At 59.6% G+C, this 23,955-nt stretch carries 16 protein-coding genes; 8 read left to right on the top strand and 8 right to left on the bottom strand.

Going from position 1 to position 23,955, the window contains the following annotated elements; genetic code table 11:
* Positions 1–50 precede the first annotated feature (50 nt).
* Entirely contained in the window at positions 51–575 is a 525-nt protein-coding gene (copI, locus tag ACA070_RS09640) for a copper-resistant cuproprotein CopI (RefSeq protein ID WP_497450923.1), read from the bottom strand.
* A 155-nt stretch (positions 576–730) separates the two neighbouring features.
* Here copI and ACA070_RS09635 point away from each other — a divergent pair, with 155 nt between their 5' ends.
* Positions 731–1,411, top strand: a complete 681-nt coding sequence (locus tag ACA070_RS09635; RefSeq protein ID WP_497450922.1) for a heavy metal response regulator transcription factor — start codon at positions 731–733, stop codon at positions 1,409–1,411.
* Positions 1,411–2,760 (top strand): heavy metal sensor histidine kinase, encoded by a 1,350-nt coding sequence (locus ACA070_RS09630; protein ID WP_497450921.1) that lies wholly within the window; start codon positions 1,411–1,413, stop codon positions 2,758–2,760. The genes ACA070_RS09635 and ACA070_RS09630 overlap by 1 nt, the downstream gene beginning before the upstream one ends.
* Before the next feature lie 125 nt (positions 2,761–2,885).
* Here ACA070_RS09630 and ACA070_RS09625 read toward each other — a convergent pair whose 3' ends face one another.
* The 3 genes from ACA070_RS09625 to ACA070_RS09615 all read right to left on the bottom strand — a co-directional run bounded on the left by ACA070_RS09625 (position 2,886) and on the right by ACA070_RS09615 (position 6,137).
* A complete protein-coding gene (locus ACA070_RS09625; protein WP_497450920.1) occupies positions 2,886–4,130 on the bottom strand; it encodes a lipoprotein-releasing ABC transporter permease subunit in 1,245 nt (414 codons plus the stop codon).
* A gap of 65 nt (positions 4,131–4,195) precedes the next feature.
* Positions 4,196–4,879: a lipoprotein-releasing ABC transporter ATP-binding protein LolD gene (gene lolD / locus ACA070_RS09620; RefSeq protein ID WP_167360488.1), complete on the bottom strand. Its 684-nt coding sequence runs from the start codon at positions 4,877–4,879 to the stop codon at positions 4,196–4,198.
* A 7-nt stretch (positions 4,880–4,886) separates the two neighbouring features.
* A complete protein-coding gene (locus ACA070_RS09615) occupies positions 4,887–6,137 on the bottom strand; it encodes a lipoprotein-releasing ABC transporter permease subunit (protein ID WP_497450919.1) in 1,251 nt (416 codons plus the stop codon).
* A gap of 94 nt (positions 6,138–6,231) precedes the next feature.
* Here ACA070_RS09615 and ACA070_RS09610 point away from each other — a divergent pair, with 94 nt between their 5' ends.
* Both ACA070_RS09610 and ACA070_RS09605 read left to right on the top strand, forming a co-directional pair.
* The gene (locus ACA070_RS09610) at positions 6,232–6,810 is read left to right on the top strand and encodes a PilZ domain-containing protein (protein WP_497450918.1); all 579 of its coding nucleotides are present in this window, start codon (positions 6,232–6,234) and stop codon (positions 6,808–6,810) included.
* Between the two features lie 14 nt (positions 6,811–6,824).
* Positions 6,825–7,547 (top strand): glycerophosphodiester phosphodiesterase, encoded by a 723-nt coding sequence (locus tag ACA070_RS09605; RefSeq protein WP_497450917.1) that lies wholly within the window; start codon positions 6,825–6,827, stop codon positions 7,545–7,547.
* 42 nt (positions 7,548–7,589) lie between these two features.
* Here the strand turns inward: ACA070_RS09605 and sthA are convergent, their stop codons facing one another.
* Positions 7,590–8,984, bottom strand: coding sequence for a Si-specific NAD(P)(+) transhydrogenase (sthA, locus tag ACA070_RS09600; RefSeq protein WP_007907752.1), 1,395 nt, complete (start codon positions 8,982–8,984; stop codon positions 7,590–7,592).
* Positions 8,985–9,191: 207 nt separating this feature from the next.
* Complete coding sequence (locus ACA070_RS09595; RefSeq protein ID WP_497450916.1) at positions 9,192–10,241, bottom strand: FAD:protein FMN transferase; 1,050 nt, start codon at positions 10,239–10,241, stop codon at positions 9,192–9,194.
* A gap of 199 nt (positions 10,242–10,440) precedes the next feature.
* On the opposite strand from ACA070_RS09595, the gene ACA070_RS09590 reads away from it, so the two are divergent.
* A complete protein-coding gene (locus ACA070_RS09590) occupies positions 10,441–11,739 on the top strand; it encodes an MFS transporter (RefSeq protein WP_497450915.1) in 1,299 nt (432 codons plus the stop codon).
* A 171-nt stretch (positions 11,740–11,910) separates the two neighbouring features.
* Here ACA070_RS09590 and ACA070_RS09585 read toward each other — a convergent pair whose 3' ends face one another.
* Complete coding sequence (locus tag ACA070_RS09585) at positions 11,911–13,359, bottom strand: glyceraldehyde-3-phosphate dehydrogenase (protein ID WP_497450914.1); 1,449 nt, start codon at positions 13,357–13,359, stop codon at positions 11,911–11,913.
* Between the two features lie 379 nt (positions 13,360–13,738).
* On the opposite strand from ACA070_RS09585, the gene mfd reads away from it, so the two are divergent.
* From mfd to ACA070_RS09570, 3 genes are read left to right on the top strand one after another with little or no spacing between them, the layout of a single operon-like run.
* Positions 13,739–17,188 (top strand): transcription-repair coupling factor, encoded by a 3,450-nt coding sequence (mfd, locus tag ACA070_RS09580; protein ID WP_497450913.1) that lies wholly within the window; start codon positions 13,739–13,741, stop codon positions 17,186–17,188.
* 10 nt (positions 17,189–17,198) lie between these two features.
* Positions 17,199–17,765 (top strand): CsiV family protein, encoded by a 567-nt coding sequence (locus ACA070_RS09575; RefSeq protein ID WP_497450912.1) that lies wholly within the window; start codon positions 17,199–17,201, stop codon positions 17,763–17,765.
* Positions 17,766–17,776: 11 nt separating this feature from the next.
* Positions 17,777–20,470 carry an SNF2-related protein gene (locus tag ACA070_RS09570; RefSeq protein ID WP_497450911.1) on the top strand — a complete coding sequence of 898 codons (2,694 nt, stop codon included), beginning with the start codon at positions 17,777–17,779 and terminating at the stop codon, positions 20,468–20,470.
* Positions 20,471–20,601: 131 nt separating this feature from the next.
* On the opposite strand, the gene ACA070_RS09565 is transcribed toward ACA070_RS09570, so the two are convergent.
* On the bottom strand, positions 20,602–23,898 hold the full coding sequence (locus ACA070_RS09565; RefSeq protein WP_497450910.1) for a DEAD/DEAH box helicase: 3,297 nt from the start codon (positions 23,896–23,898) through the stop codon (positions 20,602–20,604).
* Between the last annotated feature and the right edge of the window lie 57 nt (positions 23,899–23,955).

Genomic DNA, 23,955 nt, shown 5'->3' with positions numbered 1-23,955 from the left:
GACTGAAGAATCAGCGGATTCTACCAGCCTTTGCGCCCGCCTTAGAGTGCTTACTGACTGACAGTCAGTTTGCCGACCATGCCCGCCTGGTAATGGCCTGGAATGTTGCAGGCAAACTCCAGGTTAGTGGCCTTGGTAAAGGTCCAGATCAGCTCGGCGGTTTTGCCCGGTTCGACGAGGACGCTGTTCGGGTCGTCGTGTTTCATCATCCCGTGATCCATGCCAGCCATCGAACTGTGGTCCATTTCCTTCATGCCTGTAGGCGTGAGCATGCCGGTCTGCTGCATTTTCAACATTTCCTGCTGATGTCTGGCATGCATCGCCGCATCACCCAAGTTGAATTCGTGCAACAGCTGGCCTTTATTCACCAGCACAAAACGAACCGTCTCACCGGCTTTGATATCGATCGCCTTGGGCGTGAACGACATGTCGCCCATCACCACTTCAACGCTGCGGGTAACCATGGTCGCAGGGGCCGGTTGACCGAAATCGTAGGTGTGCGCCGGCGATGCCCACACCGGCGAGCTCAGTGCCAACAAACACGCGGCCAGCCCCAAAGGTTTGCGCAAAAACATAGTCGTACTCCAACAAGATAAGGTTCAGCCTGTGGAAAACTCTAAACTGTCGCCACTGCCCGCAACCTGACAGCCAGATTACAACTTTGTCAGGTTGGCCTGTATCAAGGCTGCCCACGGTATAAAGCGTTCGTTCCATTTGCCTCGAGTTGCCCATGAAGCTGCTGATCGTCGAAGACCAACCGAAAACCGGCCACTACTTGCGCCAGGGCCTGACCGAGGCCGGTTTCAACACCGAGCTGGTGGCCGACGGCAGCACCGGCCAACAACTGGCATTAAGTGGCGATTACGCGCTGTTGATCCTTGATGTGATGCTACCCGGTCGCGACGGTTGGCAAATTCTGCAAGCGGTGCGCGGCGCCGGGCTCGATACGCCGGTCCTTTTTCTGACGGCGCGAGACGCGGTGGAGGACAGAGTCCACGGCCTCGAACTCGGTGCCGACGATTACCTGGTCAAGCCGTTCGCCTTCTCCGAGTTGCTGGCGCGGGTCCGCAGCCTGTTACGACGTGGTAGCGCTTCGCCCCAGGAAACCAGCCTTGCACTTGCCGACTTGCGCCTGGATTTGATCCGCCGCCGGGTGGAACGCAACGGTCAGCGCATCGACCTGACCGCCAAGGAGTTCGCCCTGCTGGAAATGCTCCTGCGCCGCCAGGGCGAAGTGTTGCCCAAATCACTGATCGCCTCCCAGGTCTGGGACATGAATTTCGACAGCGACACTAATGTCATCGAGGTCGCGATCCGCCGATTGCGCCTGAAGATCGACGATGAATTCCCCAACAAGCTGATTCATACCGTGCGCGGGATGGGTTATGTCCTTGAAGAGCGCCCTGCCTGATGCGTCGACTTTCACTGAGCAGTCGCCTGGCGCTGCTGTTTGCGGCCTGTACTGCTGTGGTTTCATTGTTTGCCGGGGTGTTGTTCAGTCGCGCCAGTGAGGCGCATTTCATTGAGCTCGATCAGCAGTTGCTGGACGGCAGACTGATTGGTTTGCGCCGCGCGCTGCACGACGTCCGGTCGAGTGAAAGCGAGGTCAAGCTGGCGGATGAACTGAGCCGACAGGCTGACCTGTCGCTGCGAATCACCGGCAGCGATGGCCAGCGCTGGTACGACAGCTCAACGCGCCTGCCGGAAAAGCTCCCGCTAAAACCGGGTTTATCAACATTGAACGACGACGGCACCGATTATCGCGTGCTGAATGCGCCGTTGTTTGTCGACCGGCCTGACTCACCGCAACTGACCTTGCTGCTGGACATCACCCATCACCAGCACTTTCTGCAACGCATGCAGCGCCTGATCTGGCTGACCGTCGGCTTGTCGGCCCTGGCCACCGCTTTACTCGGTGCGTGGGCGGCGCGCAGTGGCTTACGCCCGTTGCGGCGCATGAGTGCGATAGCCAGCGGAGTTTCGGCGCAATCGCTCAATGCCCGGCTGCCCGAAGAGAATATGCCGTCGGAACTCACCGAATTGGCCCACAGCTTCAACGCCATGCTCGGACGCCTGGACGACTCTTTTCAGCGGCTCTCGGCCTTCTCTGCCGACATTGCCCACGAACTGCGCACGCCGCTGTCGAACTTGCTGACCCACACCCAGGTCACCCTCACCCGCCCTCGGCCTATCGAGGACTACCGCGAAGCGCTGCACAGCAACCTCGAAGAACTGCAATGGATGGCACAACTGGTCAATGACATGTTGTACCTGGCCAAGGCTGACCATGGGTTGCTGACGCCCAAGCGCGAATCCCTGGAACTGGCAGAGGAAGCGGATGTGTTGCTGGAATTTTTCGCGCCACTGGCTGAAGACGCCCGGGTGACGTTGAGCCGTGAGGGCAGCGCGCAAATGGAGGGTGACCGCAGCATGTTGCGTCGGGCGCTGTCCAATTTGCTGGATAACGCGTTGCGGTTTACGCCCGCGGATGGAGAGGTGCGGGTGCGGATTGTTGAGCAGGGCAAAGGCTTGGGTTTGACGGTTGAGAACAGCGGGGACGGGATTGACGGCGCGTTGCTGCCGAGATTGTTTGACCGGTTTTATCGGGCCGATCCGGCGCGCCAGGAAGGTAGCAGTGAGCATGCGGGGTTGGGGCTGGCGATTACCCAGTCGATCATCCGTGCCCATGGCGGGCAGATTCGGTGTGAATCGGAGAATGGGTGGACGCGGTTTGTGATTGAGTTGCCTAAGGGGGATTGAGGCCAGCAGGTCTGGCCCCTTCGCGGGCAAGCCTCGCTCCCACAGTGACCGAGTTGAATCACAATATTGTGAACGGCCCAAAAACCTGTAGGAGCGAGGCTTGCCCGCGAAGGCGGTCTACAGAATTACGAATACCGCAACGCGTGAGCCGGCTCAATCTTCGCCGCACGCCAGGCCGGGTACACCGTCGCCAGGAAGCTCAAGATGAACCCGGCGGAGCAGATCAACAACACATCCCCACCCTGCAGTTCCGACGGCAAGTTGCTGACGAAATACACGTCTGAACTGAAGATGTGCTGGCCACTGACCCGCTCTATCCAGCCCACCAGCTCACTGACGTTCAACGCCGCAATCACACCGAGCACGCCACCGATCAAGGTGCCGACAATCCCGATCACCGTGCCCTGCACCATGAAGATCGCCATGATCTGTCGGGGTGTAGCGCCGATGGTGCGCAGGATCGCGATGTCCGCGCCCTTGTCGTTCACCACCATGATCAACGTTGCGATGATGTTGAACGCCGCCACGGCGACGATCATCAGCAACAGCAGGCCGATCATGGTTTTTTCCATCTTCATCGCGCTGAACAGACTGCCTTGGGTGTGGGTCCAGTCGTCAGCCTTGTAAGCCGTGCCCAGCCCGCCAGCAATGTCGCTGGAGACCTTCGGCGCCGCGTACAAATCCTTCACCGCCAGACGCACGCTCTGCACCTGGTTCGGTTCCCAATGCTGCATCTGCGCGGCATCGGCGACGTGGATCAGCGCCATCGAGCCATCCAGCTCGGCACCGACCTTGAACACGCCGACCACATTCAGCCGCTGCATGCGCGGGGTAATACCGCCCGGTGCGGTGCTGACTTCCGGCACGATCAGGGTGATCTTGTCGCCGACATTCAAGCGGAACCGCCGCGCGGTGATCTCGCCGATCACCACGCCGAACTCGCCCGGCTTCAACGCATCGAGACGGCCCTGAACGATGTGCTGGGCAACGATCGACACCTTGCCTTCCTGCGCCGGGTCGACGCCGCTGACCTGGATCGGCTGCATCGTGCCTTTATAGGAGAGCATGCCTTCCATCTCGGTGAACGGCACGGCAGCGGTGACTTCCGGGTTTTTCATCGCGGCGGCGGCCACCGGCTGCCAGTCGTCGATCGGGTTCACGCCGACGATGGTCGCGTGCGGCACCATGCCGAGGATGCGCGAGCTCATTTCGCGCTGGAAGCCGTTCATCACCGACAGCACCACGATCATCGCCAGCACGCCAAGGGCGAGGCCGATCATCGAGGTCATCGAGATGAAGGAAACAAAGCGATTGCGGCGCTTGGCGCGGGTATAGCGCATGCCGATAAAGATCGATAACGGTCTGAACATTCGCTGGGGCACCGTATAAAAATAAAAGACCCGGCGTACGCTTCAGTACGCCGGGTTTTGGTCAGTCAGATGGGCGTCAGGCAACCTTCCTGCAAATGCAGGACGCGATCCATCTGGCGAGCCAGGTTCATGTCGTGAGTCACCACCAGGAACGCCGTGCGCATCGAGGTGCTGAGTTCCAGCATCAAATCCTGAATGCCCTGGGCGGTGTGGGAGTCGAGGTTGCCGGTCGGCTCGTCGAGCATCACCAGCCCTGGTTTGTTCACCAGAGCGCGGGCGATGGCCACACGCTGACGTTCGCCACCGGACAGTTCGGACGGTTTGTGCTCCAGGCGATGGCCCAGCCCTACCCGTTCCAGCAACGCGGTCGCACGCTGACGCGCTTCCGGGATTGCAGTTTTGCCGATCAGCAGCGGCATGCAGACGTTTTCCAGCGCGGTGAATTCCGGCAGCAAGTGGTGGAACTGGTAAACGAAACCCAGCGACCGGTTGCGCAACAGACCGCGATTCTTCTCGCTCAAGGCCGAAAGCTCTTCGCCGTCGAGCCAGACGCTGCCCTTGGTCGGCGTGTCGAGGCCGCCCAACAGGTTGAGCAAGGTACTTTTGCCCGAACCCGAGGTGCCGACGATCGCCACGCGCTCACCCGGATGCAGCTCCAGTTGCAGGCCGGCCAGGACTTCTACCGACTCCGGGCCTTCCTCGTAGGATTTGCCCAGGTTGCGGCAGCTCAAGATTGCTTTATCGCTCATACCCAACTCACTCATAACGTAGCGCCTCCGCAGGCTGGGTGCGCGCGGCACGCCAGGCTGGATACAGGGTGGCGAGGAAACTCAGGACCAACGCGGCGGCGCAGACCATCAACACGTCCTGGCTCTGCACTTGCGACGGCAGGTAATCGATGAAGTACACGTCGGCGTTGAGGAACTTGTGGCCGATCAACCCTTCGAGGGCAGAGATCGCGGCGCTGACGTTCAACGCGGCGAAGATCCCGACCACCGCGCCGATCAGCGTTCCGATCACACCAATGACGGTGCCCTGGACCATGAAGATGGCCATGATCTGCCCAGGCGTGGAGCCCAGGGTACGCAGAATCGCGATGTCGCCCTTCTTGTCATTCACCACCATCACCAGCGTGGAAATGATGTTGAAGGCCGCGACGGCGACGATCAGCAGCAACAGCAGGCCGATCATGGCTTTTTCCATGCGGATCGCCTGATACAGGTTGCCGTGGGTGCGCGTCCAGTCCCGGGCATAGAAACGATCTTCGCCGAGTTGCTGGGCGATATTCCACGCCGTGCGCGGGGCCTGGAACAGGTCGTCGAACTTCAGGCGGATGCCCTGGACCTGATCCGGCTTCCAGCGATGCAGCTTCGCCAGATCCTGTAAGTTGGTGACACCCAGATACCCGTCGATCTCGCCAGCGCCGACATGAAAAATGCCCACGACTGTGAAGCGTTTCATGCGCGGGAACATCCCGGCCGGGGTCACGGTGACTTCCGGCGCCACGAACGTCAGCTTGTCGCCGATCGCAGCGCCGAGCTTGGCGGCCGCCTTGTCACCGATGACGATGCCGAAACTGCCCGGCGTGAGGTCGTCGAGTTTGCCCTGCTGCATGAAGTTATCAATGATCGAGACCTGGCGCTCCAGCGCAGGGTCGATGGCATTGAGCAGGACTTTGGAGACCTTGCCGTTGTTGGTCAGCAAGCCCTGCATCTGGGTGAACGGCGCAACGGCCGTCACTTGCGGGTTCTGCTTGACCTTGGTGGCCAGGCTTTGCCAGTCGCTGATCGGCTCACTGGACTCGATGGTCGCGTGGGGCACCATGCCCAGCACGCGGGTGCGCATCTCATGATCGAAGCCATTCATGACCGACAGCACGACGATCATCACGACCACGCCGAGGGCGAGCCCGATCATCGAGGTCAGGGAAATGAATGACACAAAATGATTGCGACGCTTTGCACGGGTATAACGCGTGCCAATAAATACGAAGAGAGGTCTGAACATGTCGGGGCTTGTTCGGAGGGAAAAGGAACGTCCTTGTGGCGGGGGTCGATAACCAGCTTTACACTCAGACCACCGCCGCTACCATGGGTTCGCCATGTCGACATTAGATGAAGAAGATCGCCGCGAATACTACCGTATCGAGGACACGATCGCACTGGAAATTCGGCCCCTGTCCGCTCCCGAAGCCGCAGGCCAGGAAGTGTTGCAGGATGCTTCCCCACTGTTCAACTTGCTCAGCGAACTGCACCTGAGCGAATTCGAGTCGCAACACCTGTTACGCCAGATCAGCGAGCGTGATCGCAACCTCGCGGCGTTCCTGAAAGCCCAGAACAAACGCATCGACCTACTGAGCCAGGTGATCGCCATCACCGTGCTCGGGCAGATCGGCGAGCCGCAGCTGGTGATCATTTCCGAAGGCGGCATCGACTTCCAGTACCCGACGCCCATCGCCGTGGGCGCGCACCTGTCGGTCAAACTGGTGCTTATGCCGCAAGCCCTCGGTCTGTTGCTGCGGGCCAAGGTCACGCATTGCGATCGCAAGGCTGGCGCCTACGATGTCGGCACCGAGTTCGAATACCCGACCGATGCCCAGCGTCAATTACTGGCCCGCTACATTTTGCAGAAGCAGGCCCAGGAACGACGTCTGGCCCGCGAAAACGAATCAGGCATTTAAATTAAGGAAGAACCGTGACCCTCATCTACGGCCATCGCGGCGCCAAGGGCGAAGCACCGGAAAACACGCTGACCAGTTTTCAGCAATGCCTCAAGCACGGCGTACGCCGCTGCGAACTGGACCTGCACCTGTCCATGGACAACGAGTTGATGGTCATCCACGACCCGACGCTCAAGCGCACCACCGATCGGCGCGGCAAGGTCGTCGAGCACACCGCAAAGGACCTGGTGACCTACGACGCACGCAAGGGCGGCCCGGGCTGGATCAAGCCCTGCCCGATTCCGACGCTGGAAGAAGTGTTCGAGAAGTGCGATTTCGAGCATTGGCAGCTGGAAGTCAAAAGCGCCTCACGCACCCGCGCCGCGACGACCGTACTGGCGATTCGCGAAATGGCACAGCGTTTCGGCTTGCTCGACAAGGTCACGATCACGTCGAGTTCACGCGAAGTATTGAAAGCCGCATTGGATCTGGTGCCGGACGTGTCCCGCGGCCTCGTGGCCGAGTACGCGTGGCTCGACCCGCTGAAGGTCGCGCAAAGTTATGGCTGTGAGATTCTGGCGCTGAACTGGACCCTGTGTACGCCGGAACGCCTGCAGAAGGCGCAGCGTCAGGGGCTGCATGTGTCGGTGTGGACAGTCAACGAGCCCGCGCTGATGCGCAGACTCGCCGACTTCGGCGTTGACAGCCTGATTACAGACTTTCCCGGTTTGGCCAGCGCCACCCTCGAGAATTGCTGAAATCGGTCTCCCCGGCCGGCTCAGGCCACCGGCCGGAGCCACTCAAAAAAGCCGGTTGAGGCCATCGTACGCCGCTACCCGATAAGCTTCGGCCATGGTCGGGTAGTTGAACGTCGTGTTGACGAAGTACTTCAGCGTGTTCAATTCGCCCGGCTGGCTCATGATCGCCTGACCGATGTGAACGATCTCCGACGCCTGATAACCGAAGCAGTGAACGCCCAGCACTTCCAGAGTCTCGCGGTGGAACAGGATCTTCAGCATGCCCTGGGGCTCGCCGGCAATCTGTGCACGCGCCATGCTCTTGAAGAACGCCTTGCCCACTTCGTACGGCACTTTGGCCTGAGTCAGCTCCTGCTCGTTCTTGCCGATCGAGCTGATCTCCGGAATGGTGTAGATACCGGTCGGCACGTCGTTGACGAAGCGCCAGCTGTTGTTATCGACAATGCTGCCAGCGGCCGAACGGCCCTGGTCGTGAGCGGCACTGGCCAGGCTCGGCCAGCCGATCACGTCACCGGCACCGTAAATGTTCGGTACGCAGGTGCGATAGGCTTCGTCGACTTCGATCTGGCCACGGCTGTTGACCTTCACGCCGATGTTTTCCAGACCCAGCTGATCGGTGTTGCCGGTACGGCCGTTGCACCAGAGCAAGGCATCGGCCTTGATCTTCTTGCCCGATTTGAGGTGCAGGATCACGCCGTTGTCCACGCCTTCGACGCGGTCGTAGTCTTCGTTATGGCGAACCGTGATGTTGTTGTTGCTGAAGTGATAGCTCAGGGCCTGGGAAATTTCCGAGTCCAGGAAGCTCAGCAACTGACCGCGGTTGTCCACCAGCTCAACCAGTACCCCCAGGCCACTGAAGATCGACGCGTACTCGCAACCGATCACGCCGGCGCCGTAAACAATGAGTTTGCGCGGGGTGTGGCCGAGGCTGAGGATGGTGTCGCTATCGTAGATACGCGGGTGATGGAAATCGATGTCCGCCGGGCGATAAGGACGCGAGCCGGTGGCGATGATGATGTGCTTGGCCACCAGTTTTTCGACCACGCCGTTGGCGCACACCACTTCGATGGTTTGCTCGTCGGCGAAGCTGCCGGTGCCGAAGAACACGTCGACGCGGTTACGGGCGTAATAGCCAGTGCGCGAGGCGACTTGTTTGGAAATGACTTTTTCGGCGCTTTTCAGCACGTCCGGGAACGAAAACCAGCGCGGCTCACCAATGGCCCGGAACATCGGGTTGGTGTTGAACTGCATGATCTGCCGGACCGAGTGACGCAGTGCCTTGGACGGGATGGTACCCAGGTGGGTGCAGTTGCCGCCGACCTGGCGACGGCTATCGACCATCGCCACCTTGCGCCCTGCTTTGGCGGCGTTCATTGCCGCGCCTTCTCCCGCCGGGCCGGAACCCAGCACCACCACGTCGTAGTTGTAGACAGCCATGCGTACTCCTCAGAACAGGCCGCGGCGCCCTCGGCACCTGCGGCTAAATCACGCCGATCTGCGGCGTGAAGGAACAATTTGGGGCCAGTGCAGAACCCGGACACAGTCTATAGAAGCGTCAACGCCGGGCACATTAACCCTTGGTCGCGTCGTAGGCTAGTTTTGCCTGCACTACAACGCCAGTCTTCAATGCGCGAATCGCTGCAATCATTCGGTTTTACCGCCACTGAGGCGCTCAAAAGCCTGATTGGTTCGTGTGACGAAACCTGTATCGGCACGAATCACAAAAAATGCGCCGATATCGTGTTTTTCTGCGTAGTCCCAACCGCGCTCCGGGCCGAGAATCAACAACAGCGTCGATAAGCCATCGGCCATTAACGCGGAAGGATTAATCACCGTGACTGACGCCAAGGTGTGTGAGACCGGCGCACCGGTGCGGGCATCAAAGGTGTGGGAGTAACGCTTGCCGCCCTGCTGGAAATAATTGCGGTAGTCGCCGGAGGTAGACAGGCCGTAGCCATCGACCGCGATGATTTTTTGCGCCACTTGCTGGTCGTCACGCGGCTCCTCCAGCGCGATTTTCCAGGCCGAGCCGTCGAGTTTTTTACCCGCTGCCTTGAGCTCGCCGGTGACTTCGGCCAAGTAGTTGTGGATACCCAGCGCTTCGAGTTTTTCGGCAATTGCGTCGACGGCGTAACCGGCGGCGATGCTGTTGAAGTCGACTTCGACGGCGGCGTCCTTGCACAGCTGATCGCGGTCGATGCGCAGATGCTGGTAACCCACACGTTGGCGTACTTCGGCGAGTGCCTGGGCAGCGGGGACTTTTTCTTCGCGGGCCTGCGGGCCAAAACCCCAGAGATTGAGCAGCGGTTCGACCGTCAGGTCGTAGGAACCTTCGCTTTGTTCCGAGAGCTGCTCACCGACGCGGACCAGTCTGAGGATCGACGCGGGCATTTTCTGACAGCGGTTGGCAGGTAAGTCGTTGAAGCGCTCGATGTCGGAGTCGCTGCGATAGGTCGACATTTGCTGATCGACGTCGGCGAGGATTTTTTCTACTTCGGCCTGAACCGCTTTCGGCCCGGGCGTGGAGGAATGTCTTACGTATTGAATAGAATAATGACTGCCCATGGTCGGGCCGTCGAAGCGTTCCAGGCTTTCGCCGTTGCCACAACCGGACAAAACGCCGGCCAGCACCACAAGTCCACCCCACCGTCCAGTTAACAAATCTTCATCCCCCCTCAAAACCGCGCCCGCCATTATGGGCCTCAGAGCGCATGGGAGCGAGGTCTGCCAGTGCCCGTCAGAAAGACGCAAAACCTGTGGGAGCGAGCCTGCTCGCGATGGCATAGGGTCAATCAGCATTGATGTTGACTGGCACACCGCCATCGCCGGCAAGCCGGTCTCGCTCCCACAGGTGCAGCGTTTCAAACAAGATTACCAGCGTGAGTACCTACAAATGTCTTCCAATACGAGCAAAGGCAAAGCGATTTTTCGCGTTGTCAGCGGTAACTTTCTCGAGATGTTCGACTTTATGGTCTACGGCTTTTACGCCACGGCCATCGCCAAAACCTTCTTCCCTGCCGACAGCGCTTTCGCCTCCCTGATGTTGTCGCTGGCCACGTTCGGTGCCGGCTTCCTGATGCGTCCTTTGGGGGCGATTTTCCTTGGCGCCTACATCGACCGTCATGGCCGTCGCAAAGGCCTGATCATCACCCTGGCAATGATGGCGGCCGGCACGGTGCTGATCGCTTGCGTGCCGGGTTACGCCACCCTCGGCGTCGCCGCGCCACTGCTCGTATTGTTCGGCCGTCTGCTGCAAGGCTTCTCGGCCGGCGTGGAACTGGGCGGTGTGTCGGTGTACCTGGCGGAGATCTCCACGCCGGGTCGCAAAGGCTTTTTTGTCAGTTGGCAGTCTGCCAGTCAGCAAGCCGCGGTGGTGTTCGCCGGTCTGCTGGGCGTCGGCTTGAATCATTGGCTCAGCCCGGAAGAAATGGGTGACTGGGGCTGGCGCGTGCCGTTCCTGATCGGCTGCATGATTGTGCCGGTGATCTTCGTGATTCGTCGTTCACTGGAAGAAACGCCTGAGTTTCAGGCGCGCAAACACCGCCCTACCCTGCGGGACGTCGTCCGTTCGATCAGCCAGAACTTTGGCATCGTCATCGCCGGCATGGCGCTGGTGGTAATGACCACCGTGTCGTTCTACCTGATCACCGCCTACACCCCGACTTTCGGCAAAGCCGAACTGCACCTGTCGGATCTGGATGCGTTGCTGGTGACGGTGTGTATCGGCCTGTCGAACTTCTTCTGGCTGCCGGTGATGGGTGCTGTGTCCGACAAGATCGGGCGTAAACCCCTACTCCTGGCGGCGACAATTCTGGCAATCCTCACGGCGTACCCTGCCCTGTCGTGGCTGGTGGCGAACCCAAGCTTCAGCCATTTGCTGATCGTCGAGTTGTGGCTGTCGTTCCTGTATGGCTCGTACAACGGCGCCATGGTCGTGGCGCTGACCGAGATCATGCCGGTGGAAGTGCGTACGACCGGTTTCTCGTTGGCCTACAGCCTGGCGACAGCAACGTTCGGCGGGTTTACACCGGCGGCGTGCACGTACCTGATCCACGTGCTGGATAACAAGGCTGCGCCGGGGATCTGGCTCAGTGGCGCGGCGGTATTGGGGTTGATTGCGACGTTGGTGTTGTTCAAAGGCAATCGGCATGAACTGCGGACTGCGCAAGCAGCGGTAGTCGGCGGCGCCTGACAGATCGCCATCGCTAGCAGGCTAGCTCCCACACTGGATCTGTGGCGCTCTCAAGCCCCCGTGGGAGCTAGCCTGCTGGCGATGAGGCCGGTGCTGGCAACAAAGATCCAACAGACACACAAACAAAAACGCCCCGACCAAAGTCGGGGCGTTTTCATGTGCAGCTAAGGCTTAGCGCGGGAATGCTGGCGGGTTTACACCGGCCATGTCTTCCATCACGCGAACCACCTGGCAGCTGTAACCGAATTCGTTGTCGTACCAAACGTACAGAACAACGCGGTTGTCTTGGGTGATGGTTGCTTCAGCGTCCACAACGCCTGCGTGGCGCGAGCCAACGAAGTCGGTGGAAACCACTTCCTGCGAGTTGACGTAGTCGATTTGCTTATGCAGATCGGAGTGCAACGCCATGTAGCGCAGGTAATCGTTCATCTCTTCGCGGGTGGCGGCTTTCTCAAGGTTCAGGTTGAGAATGGCCATCGACACGTTTGGCGTTGGAACGCGGATCGCGTTACCGGTCAGCTTGCCGGCCAGTTCAGGCAGCGCCTTGGCGGCAGCGGTGGCAGCACCGGTCTCGGTGATCACCATGTTCAACGCGGCGCTACGGCCACGGCGATCGCCTTTGTGGAAGTTGTCGATCAGGTTCTGGTCGTTGGTGTACGAGTGAACCGTTTCAACGTGACCATTGATGATGCCGAACTTGTCGTTGACGGCTTTCAGCACCGGCACGATAGCGTTGGTGGTGCAGGAAGCGGCGGAAACGATCTTGTCATCAGCGGTGATTTCACCGTGGTTGATGCCGTGAACGATGTTCTTCAGCTTGCCTTTACCCGGCGCGGTCAGAACAACGCGATCGATACCCGGGCAAGCAAGGTGCTGGCCCAGGCCCTCGGCATCACGCCATACGCCGGTGTTGTCCACCAGCAGCGCGTCTTTGATGCCGTACTGGGTGTAATCCACTTCAGTCGGGTTCTTCGCGTAGATAACCTGGATCAGGTTGCCGTTGGCGGTGATGGTGTTGTTGGCTTCATCAATGGTGATGGTGCCATCGAACGGGCCATGAACCGAGTCACGACGCAGCAGGCTTGCACGCTTGACCAGATCGTTCTCGGCGCCCTTGCGGACAACGATGGCGCGCAGACGCAGGCCGTCGCCACCACCGGTTTTCTCGATCAGGATGCGCGCCAGCAGACGGCCGATACGACCGAAGCCGTACAGGACAACGTCGGTGCCTTTGCGGGCGGCAACGTTTTGCTGACCAACGACATCAGCCAGTTCTTCGCGGACGAACTGCTCGGCAGTGCGACCATTGCCTTCGGCCTTGAACTTGACCGCAAGCTTGCCCAGGTCAACCGAAGCGGCGCCGAGCTTGAGCTCGCTCATCGCCTTGAGCAGCGGGAATGTTTCGTGGACGGACAATTCGCTGTCATCGGACTGACGATGACGAGCAAAGCGGTGAGCTTTGAGAATCGCAATGACTGAACGATTGATCAGGCTGCGGCCATAGATCGAGCTCACCACGTTGTTATTGCGGTAGAGCTGACCGATAAGCGGAATCATCGCTTCTGCGAGTGCTTCACGGTCGATCCATTCACCAAGACACTGGTCGGGCTTCTGAGTCACGGGAACCTTCCACTATGTAGGGGCAGAAAAAAGGGGCTACATTATGCCGCCGAGTGCCTCCCGTAGCAATGCGCGCCTGTCGTGCGATCCGTAACAAATTCCCGTTCAAAAAAATCACGCACTGCCGGAGCCCAGTAAAACCGCGGTTCTCAGCGCAGTCAATTTTTTGGAGACACCGCTGTCTTATCCGTAACCCTCCGTAACACTCAGTCGTTTTGCCACTACATAATCATCAATTTTCAGTAAAAAACCGGCGGATTTTGTCTTTACCACTACATTTCGCCAAACCTGCGTAATAGACACAGTCTGCAACTGACAGGCGGCACCCGGGGCCGCTACAATTACCGACTTTGTCGCAACGCTTGGAGCTCAACCTTCCGTGCCCGTTCTGCGTCTACCGCTTCTCCCTGCCGCGGCAGGTAAACAGCACTGGGGCAACCTGCCCGGTGCCGCCCTGAGCCTGGCCATCGCCGAGGCTGCCAGCGCTGCCAAGCGCTTTACCCTGCTGCTCACCGCCGACAGCCAAAGTGCCGAACGGCTGGAACAGGAGCTGGGTTTCTTCGCCCCGGATTTGCCCGTGCTGCATTTCCCGGACTGGGAAACCCTGCCCTACGATCTGTTTTCGCCCCACCAGGACATCATTTCCCAGCGCATCGCGGCCCTGTACAGGTTGCCGGAGCTGAGTCATGGCGTATTGGTCGTGCCAATCACCACGGCGCTGCATCGCCTGGCGCCGACCAAATTCCTGCTCGGCAGCAGCCTGGTGCTGGACGTTGGCCAGAAGCTCGACGTCGAGCAGATGCGCACCCGACTGGAAGCCAGCGGCTATCGCTACGTCGACACGGTGTACGAGCATGGCGAATTCACCGTCCGCGGCTCGTTGATCGATCTGTTCCCGATGGGCAGCAAACTGCCTTTCCGTATCGACTTGTTCGACGACGAAATCGAGACGCTGCGTACCTTCGATCCGGAAAACCAGCGCTCCATCGACAAGGTCGACACCGTTCGCCTGCTGCCCGCACGGGAATTCCCGTTGCAGAAAGACGCCGTCACCCGCTTCAAGGCACGCTTTCGTGAGCGGTTCGATGTCGACTTCCGTCGCTGCCCGATCTTCCAGGATTTGAGCAGCGGGATTACACCGGCCGGTATCGAGTACTACCTGCCGCTGTTCTTCGACGAAACCTCGACGCTGTTCGATTACCTGCCCCAGGACACTCAAGTGTTTTCCCTGCCGGGCATCGAGCAGGCCGCAGAGAACTTCTGGAACGATGTGCGCAATCGTTATGAAGAGCGCCGCGTCGATCCGTCCCGTCCTTTATTACCACCAGCTGAGTTGTTCCTGCCGGTGGAAGATTGCTTCGCACGCCTGAAGAACTGGCCGCGCGTAGTTGCCAGTCAACAGGACGTGGAAACCGGCGTCGGCCGCGAGCGCTTCCCGGCGCGAGAATTGCCGAACCTGGCCATCGAAGCCAAGGCCACTCAGCCGTTGGCGGCGCTGGCCGGTTTCCTCGACGAGTTCCCCGGGCGCGTGCTGTTTACCGCCGAGTCCGCGGGCCGTCGTGAAGTGCTGCTGGAATTGCTCGAACGCCTGAAGCTGCGACCGAAAACCGTCGACAGCTGGCCGGACTTTGTCGCGAGCAAGGAACGCCTGGCGATCACCATCGCCCCGCTCGACGAGGGTCTGGTGCTCGACAACCCTGCCCTGGCGCTGATTGCCGAAAGCCCGTTGTTCGGTCAGCGCGTGATGCAGCGTCGTCGCCGCGAAAAACGCGCCGACGCTAACAACGATGCGGTCATCAAAAACCTCACCGAGCTGCGCGAAGGTGCGCCGGTGGTGCATATCGATCACGGCGTCGGTCGCTACCTCGGGCTCGCAACCCTGGAAATCGACGATCAGGCCGCCGAGTTCCTGACGCTGCAATACGCCGAAGGCGCCAAGCTCTATGTGCCGGTGGCCAACCTGCACCTGATCGCGCGTTACACAGGCAGCGACGATGCGTTGGCCCCGCTGCACCGCCTCGGCTCCGAAACCTGGCAGAAAGCCAAACGCAAAGCCGCCGAACAGGTGCGCGACGTCGCCGCCGAATTGCTCGACATCTATTCCCGTCGCGCCGCTCGTGAAGGTTATGCCTTCGAAGACCCGAAAGCCGATTACGCGACGTTCAGCGCCGGTTTCCCGTTCGAAGAAACCCCGGACCAGCAGACCACCATCGATGCCGTGCGCGCCGACATGCTCGCGCCAAAACCGATGGACCGCCTGGTCTGCGGCGATGTGGGTTTCGGCAAGACCGAAGTGGCGATGCGCGCGGCGTTCATTGCGGTGCACGGCGGTCGTCAGGTGGCGATTCTGGTGCCGACCACACTCCTTGCCCAGCAGCATTACAACAGCTTCCGCGACCGCTTCGCCGACTGGCCGGTGAGCGTGGAAGTGATGAGCCGTTTCAAGTCGACCAAGGAAGTGAACGCCGCAGTCGCCGATCTCGCCGAAGGCAAGATCGACATCGTCATCGGTACGCACAAGCTGCTGCAAGACGACGTGAAGATCAAAAACCTCGGGCTGGTGATCATCGACGAAGAACACCGTTTTGGTGTCCGCCAGAAGGAACAGCTCAAGGCCCTGCGCAGTGAAGTCGACATTCTCACGCTCACCGCCACGCCGATTCCGCGCACGCTGAACATGGCAGTGTCGGGCATGCGCGACCTGTCGATCATCGCCACGCCGCCGGCCCGTCGCCTGTCGGTGCGCACCTTCGTCATGGAGCAGAACAAGAGCACGGTCAAAGAGGCCCTGCTGCGTGAGTTGCTGCGTGGCGGCCAGGTCTACTACCTGCACAACGACGTGAAGACCATTGAGAAATGCGCCGCCGACCTCGCCGAACTGGTGCCGGAAGCGCGGATCGGTATCGGCCACGGGCAGATGCGTGAACGCGATCTCGAACAGGTGATGAGCGACTTCTACCACAAGCGCTTCAACGTGCTGATCGCCTCGACCATTATCGAGACCGGCATCGACGTGCCGAGCGCCAACACCATCATCATCGAGCGTGCCGACAAATTTGGCCTGGCGCAGTTGCACCAGTTGCGCGGCCGGGTCGGTCGCAGTCACCACCAGGCTTATGCGTACCTGCTGACCCCGCCACGCCAGCAAATCACCCCGGACGCGGAAAAGCGCCTGGAAGCGATCGCCAACACCCAGGACCTCGGCGCGGGCTTCGTGCTCGCGACCAACGACCTGGAAATCCGTGGCGCCGGTGAATTGCTGGGCGACGGTCAAAGCGGTCAGATCCAGGCCGTCGGCTTCACCCTGTACATGGAGATGCTCGAGCGCGCGGTGAAGTCGATCCGCAAGGGCGAACAACCGAACCTTGATCAGCCGTTGGGCGGTGGCCCGGAAGTCAATCTGCGTGTCCCGGCGTTGATTCCCGAAGCCTACTTGCCGGACGTGCATGCCCGACTGATTCTCTACAAACGCATTGCCTCGGCCACCGATGAGGAAGGCCTCAAGGACCTGCAAGTGGAGATGATCGACCGTTTCGGCCTTCTGCCGGAGCCGACCAAGAACCTGATGCGCATCACGGCGTTGAAGCTGCAAGCCGAACTGCTGGGCATCAAGAAAGTCGACGGCGGCCCGCAAGGCGGCCGGATCGAGTTCGCGGCACAAACGCCAGTCGATCCGCTGACCCTGATCAAACTGATTCAGGGCCAGCCCAAACGCTACAAATTCGAAGGTGCCACGATGTTTAAATTCATGGTCCCGATGGAGCGCCCGGAAGAGCGCTTTAATACTGTAGAGGCGCTGCTTGAGTGCCTCATTCCAAAAACTGCTTGAAGGACGCCGCATGCGCCTGTTTCGTTTACTGACTTTGCTGACCACCCTGGTCGTCCCAACGGCGTTTGCCGATGACCTGTATCAGATTGAAATGATTCTGGTCCGCCAGAACGCTGTGCCTGCCATTGTCAGCAAAGCCGCACCCGAAGACTGGGCTGCCGGCGCCCAGCGCATTAACCCCGACAGCCTGCGCACGCCGAGCCTGAATGGCGAAGTGGAAAAACTGACCGCCAGCAACGAATACACCGTGTTGCTGCACAAGGCCTGGCAGCAGAACCTCGGTGAGGAAGCCAGCAAAATCGCAATCAGCGACGGCACGGAGCAGTTTGGCCAGTTCCCGATCGAGGGCACACTGAGCCTGAAACTGGGGCGCTTCACGGATGTGGATGCGGACTTTTGGGTCAACCAGATCGACGCCAATGGCATGGTCACCGCCAGCGAACGCATGAAGCAGGAAAGCCACACCAAGAACGGCCAGTTGAACTTCCTCGACAACGGCCATTTGGGGATGCTGATCAAGATCACTTCGTTGACCGCTCCGGCACCTCGGCCAGTCCCCGATGAAATTCCGGACTGATTGAAGTCCTTATGCCTCCGACCCTGAGCAAACCCCTGGCACCTTCCTGGGTCAGCCGATTCAAGGAGCAGAGCCTGGAGCGTGGCCGTCGCTACGCACTGGAGAACCGCGTCAGGATCGTCGAGGCCGGCGACGCTACGATCGTCGCCGCCTGCGAAGGCTCTGGCGGTAACGTTTACCGTCAGACCATTCACCTTCGCGAGTCAGCCAAAGCGACCTTGCTGATGGTCGATGCCACGTGCACCTGCCCGGTTCACGCCAACTGCAAACATTGCGCGGCGGTGCTGCTCAAGGTGCAGGAAACCCTCGCCTATCCCGCCGCCGCACAAGACGCCGAACTGCTGGAAAAACTTCAGGCTGTGCTGGAAAACCGCAGCCCGAAGGCCCCGCCCCAAGTCCTTGTGGATAACGTGCAACCGGTGCCGCGCCTGTGGCTCGCAAGTATCGAGTTCAGCGCCTTCGAACCACGCAACGGCAAGATGCAGCGCTACATCCAGCATCGTGCGGCGCTGTCTTTCAGCTACCTGGATGAATACGTCTGCGGACAGAAAAACGCCGACGTCCTGATTCGGCAGGAAACCCAGACACTGCGGATAAAACGCCACCCGGAAGTCGAACAGGCCTACAGGGAGCAGTTGCGAATCCTCGGCTTTAAAATCGCCACCCGCCAGAGCAAAGCTTTACCGGAAAGTGCCGGCGATCTGTATGAGATGGTCAACGACAGCGCCTGGCTGACCTTCACCCTCAATGAGCTGCCGAAGTTGCGCACCCAGGGCTGGGAGTTGCAGATCGATGAGGAATTCGGTTTCGACCTGACCGCCGTGGATGACTGGTACGCCACTGTCGAGCAGGCGCCGGAACGCGACTGGTTTGATCTGGAACTGGGGATCATCGTCAACGGCGAGCGCCTGAGCTTGCTACCGATCCTGTTGAACCTGATGCGCTCCCACACCGAAATCCTCAATCCGGAACGCCTCGCCCGACGTCGCGACGATGAACTGATTCTGGTGAACATTCCCAACCGCCCGAATTCCGAATACGGCCCCTTGCAGGTTGCCCTGCCCTTCGGCCGGTTGAAACCGGTATTGGCAACCCTCGGCGAGTTCTACCTGCAAGAGCCTGGCGAAACTACCCTGCGCCTAAGCAAGGCCGACGCCACGCGCCTGAATCCACTGGAAGGCATGCCACTGCTTTGGGAAGGTGGCGAGCAGATCCGCACGTTTGCCCAGCGCCTGCGGGACATCAAGGACTACACCGCGACGGCCCCCGAAGGCTTGAACGCAACTTTGCGCCCGTATCAGCTGGAAGGCTTGAGCTGGATGCAGTCGTTGCGGCAACTGGAAGTCGGCGGAATTCTCGCGGATGACATGGGGCTGGGTAAAACCCTACAGACACTGGCGCATATTCTCAGTGAGAAGATCGCCGGACGCCTCGATCGGCCGTGCATGGTGGTGATGCCCACCAGCCTGATCCCGAACTGGCTCGATGAAGCCGCGCACTTCACGCCGCAACTCAAAGTGCTGGCGCTGTACGGCGCCAGTCGCAAAAAGCACTTTGATCACCTGGCCGATTACGACCTGATCCTCACCACCTATGCGCTGCTGCCCAAGGACGTCGAACGTCTGGCGTTGCAGCCTCTGCATGTGCTGGTGCTGGATGAAGCGCAGTACATCAAGAACCCCAACAGCAAGGCCGCTCAGGCGGCCCGTGAGTTGAATGCGCGTCAGCGTCTGTGCCTGAGTGGCACGCCGCTGGAAAACCACTTGGGTGAACTGTGGTCGCTGTTTCACTTCCTGTTGCCCGGCTGGCTGGGTGACGTAAAAAGCTTCAACCGCGATTACCGCGTGCCGATCGAAAAGCGCGCCAGCGAAGTCAGGCTTCAGCACCTCAATGGCCGGATCAAACCGTTCCTGCTGCGCCGGACCAAGGAGCAGGTGGCGACAGAGTTGCCGCCGAAGACCGAAATCATCCATTGGGTCGAGCTCAACGAAGCCCAACGCGACGTGTATGAAACCATGCGCCTGGCGATGGACAAGAAGGTCCGCGATGAGATCACTCGCAAAGGTGTGGCACGCAGCCAGATCATCATTCTTGAAGCGCTGCTGAAGCTGCGCCAGGTGTGCTGCGATTTACGCCTGGTCAACGATGCCGTGCTGCCGACTCGCGGCAGCACCTCGGGCAAGCTCGACAGCTTGATGGAAATGCTCGATGAGTTGTTTGAGGAAGGTCGGCGGATTTTGCTGTTTTCGCAGTTCACGTCGATGTTGGCGCTGATCGAGGTCGAACTGAAGAAGCGCGGCGTTGAATATGCGTTGCTGACGGGACAGACCCGTGACCGGCGGGCCCCGGTGAAAGACTTCCAGAGCGGCAAGCGTCAGATCTTTCTGATCAGCTTGAAGGCCGGCGGTGTCGGCTTGAACCTGACGGAAGCGGATACGGTGATCCACTACGATCCGTGGTGGAACCCGGCGACGGAAAACCAGGCGACTGACCGGGCGTATCGCATCGGCCAGGAGAAGCCGGTGTTCGTCTACAAGATGATTGCCCGTGGCACGGTGGAGGAGAAGATTCAGCACCTGCAAAAGGAAAAATCCGACCTGGCGGCGGGCGTGCTGGATGGGCGCAAGACTGGCGACTGGAAGTTGCAGAGCGATGATATTGAAGCGTTGTTTGCGCCGTTGCCGGATAAGCTGGAGAAGCGCTGAATCTGCGGCGCATGTTAGATCGCCTTCGTCGGAACGCCGCCCGGAGCAAGCCACGCTCCCACAGAGTTCACACCAATCCTGTGGGAGCGTGGCTTGCCCGCGAAGGGCTCACCTCGATCTCACTGAAGGCATCAGGACTTGAGATTTGGCAAGGGCGCAAACAGCGCCTCAATATCACTCTGCTCAAGCTTCCAGCCGCCAGTCGTTCCACCTTCAAGCACCGCCCCGGCCAGCGCAGCCTTCTCCAGCTGCAGCGCCTGTATTTTTTCTTCCACCGTGCCACGGGCTATCAACTTGTAGACGAACACGGGTTTGTTTTGCCCGATCCTGTAGGCCCGGTCAGTCGCCTGGTTTTCGACCGCCGGGTTCCACCAGGGATCGAAATGGATGACCGTATCCGCAGCCGTCAGGTTCAGACCTGTGCCGCCAGCCTTCAAACTGATCAGAAACAGCGGCACTTTACCGCTCTGAAAATCCTTGACCGGTGCGCGCCGATCCGTCGTCTCACCCGTCAACAACGAGTAACCCAAACCACGTTGCTGCAACTCTTCCTCAATCAATGCGAGCATCGAAGTGAACTGTGAAAACAACAAAACCTTTCGGCCTTCGCTGAGCAGCTCTTCCAGCATCTCCATCAAGCTGACCAGTTTCCCGCTACCAGAACGAAGGGCCTTGGCGGTGAGCGGTGTTTTGATCAGCCGCAGATCGCAGCACACCTGACGCAACTTGAGCAGTGCGTCGAGGATGATGATTTGACTGCGCCCGACACCACTGCGGGCAATTTCGTCACGCACCTTCTTGTCCATCGCCACGCGCACGGTTTCATACACATCCCGTTGTCCATCGCTGAGATCAACCCAATGCACAATCTCGGTTTTCGGCGGTAACTCGGTCGCCACCTGATCTTTCTTGCGTCGTAGCAGGAAGGGCTTGATCCGGGCCGTCAGGTGTTGCATCCGCTCGGTGTTACCGTGCTTTTCGATCGGTGTGCGGTAGTCGCGGTTGAAGGTTTTGCTGTCGCCAAGCCAGCCGGGCAGCAAAAAGTGAAATTGCGACCACAACTCGCCGAGGTGGTTTTCCAGCGGGGTGCCGGACAGGCACAATCGCTGGCGCGCCTGCAGGTCGCGGGCGGCTTGAGCAGCTTTGCTGACCGGGTTCTTGATGTTCTGCGCCTCATCGAGAATCAGCACACTCCATACCTGGGGCTGCAATACCGCCAGGTCCCGAGGCAGCAATGCGTAGGTGGTCAATACCAAGTCGTATTCGGCAAGGCTGGCAAAGTCTTTTTGCCGTGTGGCGCCATGCAGCGCCAGTACCTTGAGCTGCGGAGCAAAGCGCAGCGATTCGTCGAGCCAGTTGGGGATCAGGCTGGTGGGCATCACCGCAAGTGCCGGACGATCAAGCCGCCCGGCCTGCTTTTCCGTTAGCAGATGAGCCAGGGTTTGCAGGGTTTTCCCCAAGCCCATGTCGTCGCCGAGGATGCCGCCGACCTCCAGTTCGCGAAGGGTTTGCATCCAGTTCAGCCCTTCAAGCTGATACGGCCGCAGTGTTGCATTCAAACCCTCGGGCGCCGATACAAGAGTATGGTTCGACTCACGCAGACGCTTTGCAAAACTGCGCAGTCGTTCACCGCCCTGCCAAATGAGCGGGACGCCTTCCAGCGCACTGAGGCGCGCGGCATCCGGCAAATTCAAACGCAATGAATCACCTTGATGCGTCCCCAGGTACAACTCGCCCAGGGTGATCATCAGCGGTTTGATCCGACCATAGGGCAACGCGACTTTGCCATGGGGTTTGGCACCGAAACGCCCATCACCCAGTCCAATCAGCAACAGTTCATCATCGTTGCGCTGGGCCAGGCTTGCGGGTTCCATCAACTGTGGCTGGCTACGCAGCAAATGCAGCAATATCGGCAGCAGGCTGTGACGTTCGCCGTTGACGACGATACCCAGCTGCAGATCGAACCACTGGTGCCCCGATTCTTCCTCGACTTGCGCATACCACTCTTCGACAGGCTGCAAGTTGAAGTGAAAGTTATCGCTGATATCGATCAGCCAGTTTTTCTCCCTCAGCGCCGGTACTCCGCCCTGCGCAAAGGCAAGCCAGGCTGCGTCATCCGCCAGGGTGAACATTTCGCCGGGACGGTCCAGGCTGCTTTTGCGCGTGGCCTTTTTAAAACCGTGTTTTTGCAGGGCCTGACGCAGGGCTTTCTCCGCGGAGGGATTGCGCTGTATACGCTGGGTTTCAGTCCCGGAAAGGATTAACACTTCCGGGTTTCTGTCCGACGTCGGATGGCCGTTGTAGGTGAACGCCAATGCGGCGCGATGCTCTGGCTCATGCTGCCAGCGGACGTAACGCTTGCCGCTGGCGAGTGTCAGGTGAGCCTGAGGGAAAACGCCGTCAATAACCCGCTCCGTCAGTGTGTGAGGCGGCGGTGCAACTTGAGTCGCCGCCCTCATCCGATGACTGAACTGCATTGCCTGACGCGCCGGAATATCCGGGACCAACGACAGGTGACACGCCAGTTTTTCATCCATCGCGCTGAACAGTGGCCCTACTTTCAGCCGCTCGCGATCCAGATAGTACAAGGGCTCCAGGGCCAGAATCGTTTCCACTGGGGCTGCGTCACTGCCCCATTGCGGGCGAAAACTGCCATTGGCTTGTTCGGCCCATGCAAATTGACCCGTTCTTCTCATTCCCGGCGTCAAGGGTTGTGGCTGTTCGAGATCGAGGAAAAGGCGCGAGGTTCGCAACAGCATTTCGATGAGTTCGGCGCCACTGCTGCCTTCCAGGGGGTAGCCGGAGTAAAAGGCGTGGTGGGAGTGAACGGCGACTAACAGCCTGGCGATTCGAAGGTCGAGCTCGGTCAGGTAACCGGGTTGGCGTATCAGCGTGTCCGACAGCGAGTACATCGACTTGATGTCTTGCAAACGGCCGTCCTTGAGCTGACGCGCCTTGAAAATCTCTAGCGTCCATTTCCCGGCGGTGGGCGTGGCCCTGAGTTTGTAAAACAGGCGCGTACTCGTCACCTGCGACGGTTCATCGGGGGGATTGCTTGCGGATGGAATACCGGCGAGCCAGCGCTCCAGCTCACGACTCAAGTGAACCTGGACGGCACTTTCAGGCGCTTTAACAGAATGATCCTGCAGGTGATAGATGACCGCAGCACAGTGCTTGCAGTTGAACATGACAGGACAGGAGCAAATGCATTGCAGCCGCTCTTGCCCACGCAGATCCTCAGTCAGCTCAATGACTTGCTCGTACGCCTGCATCTCGGAGCCGACGCACGTTGCGATAATCATCACGTCATCGATTTGCCGGATGTTTATCCGATCCTCATCCGCATATCTGCGAGCCTTTTCCAGAGCGCGATGACTGAACACCTCTGCCCAAGGTAGCGCATGAAGTTGCTCAATTATTGTGGTCATGAAATCAACGCCGCTTAAAACCCAGTGAATCGTGAAGCAGCCAGGTACTTCATCCGA

Source organism: Pseudomonas sp. LBUM1678 (assembly GCF_059695575.1).
The sequence above is the reverse complement of the archived record's forward strand: the minus strand, read 5'-3'. Positions and strand labels throughout refer to the sequence as shown.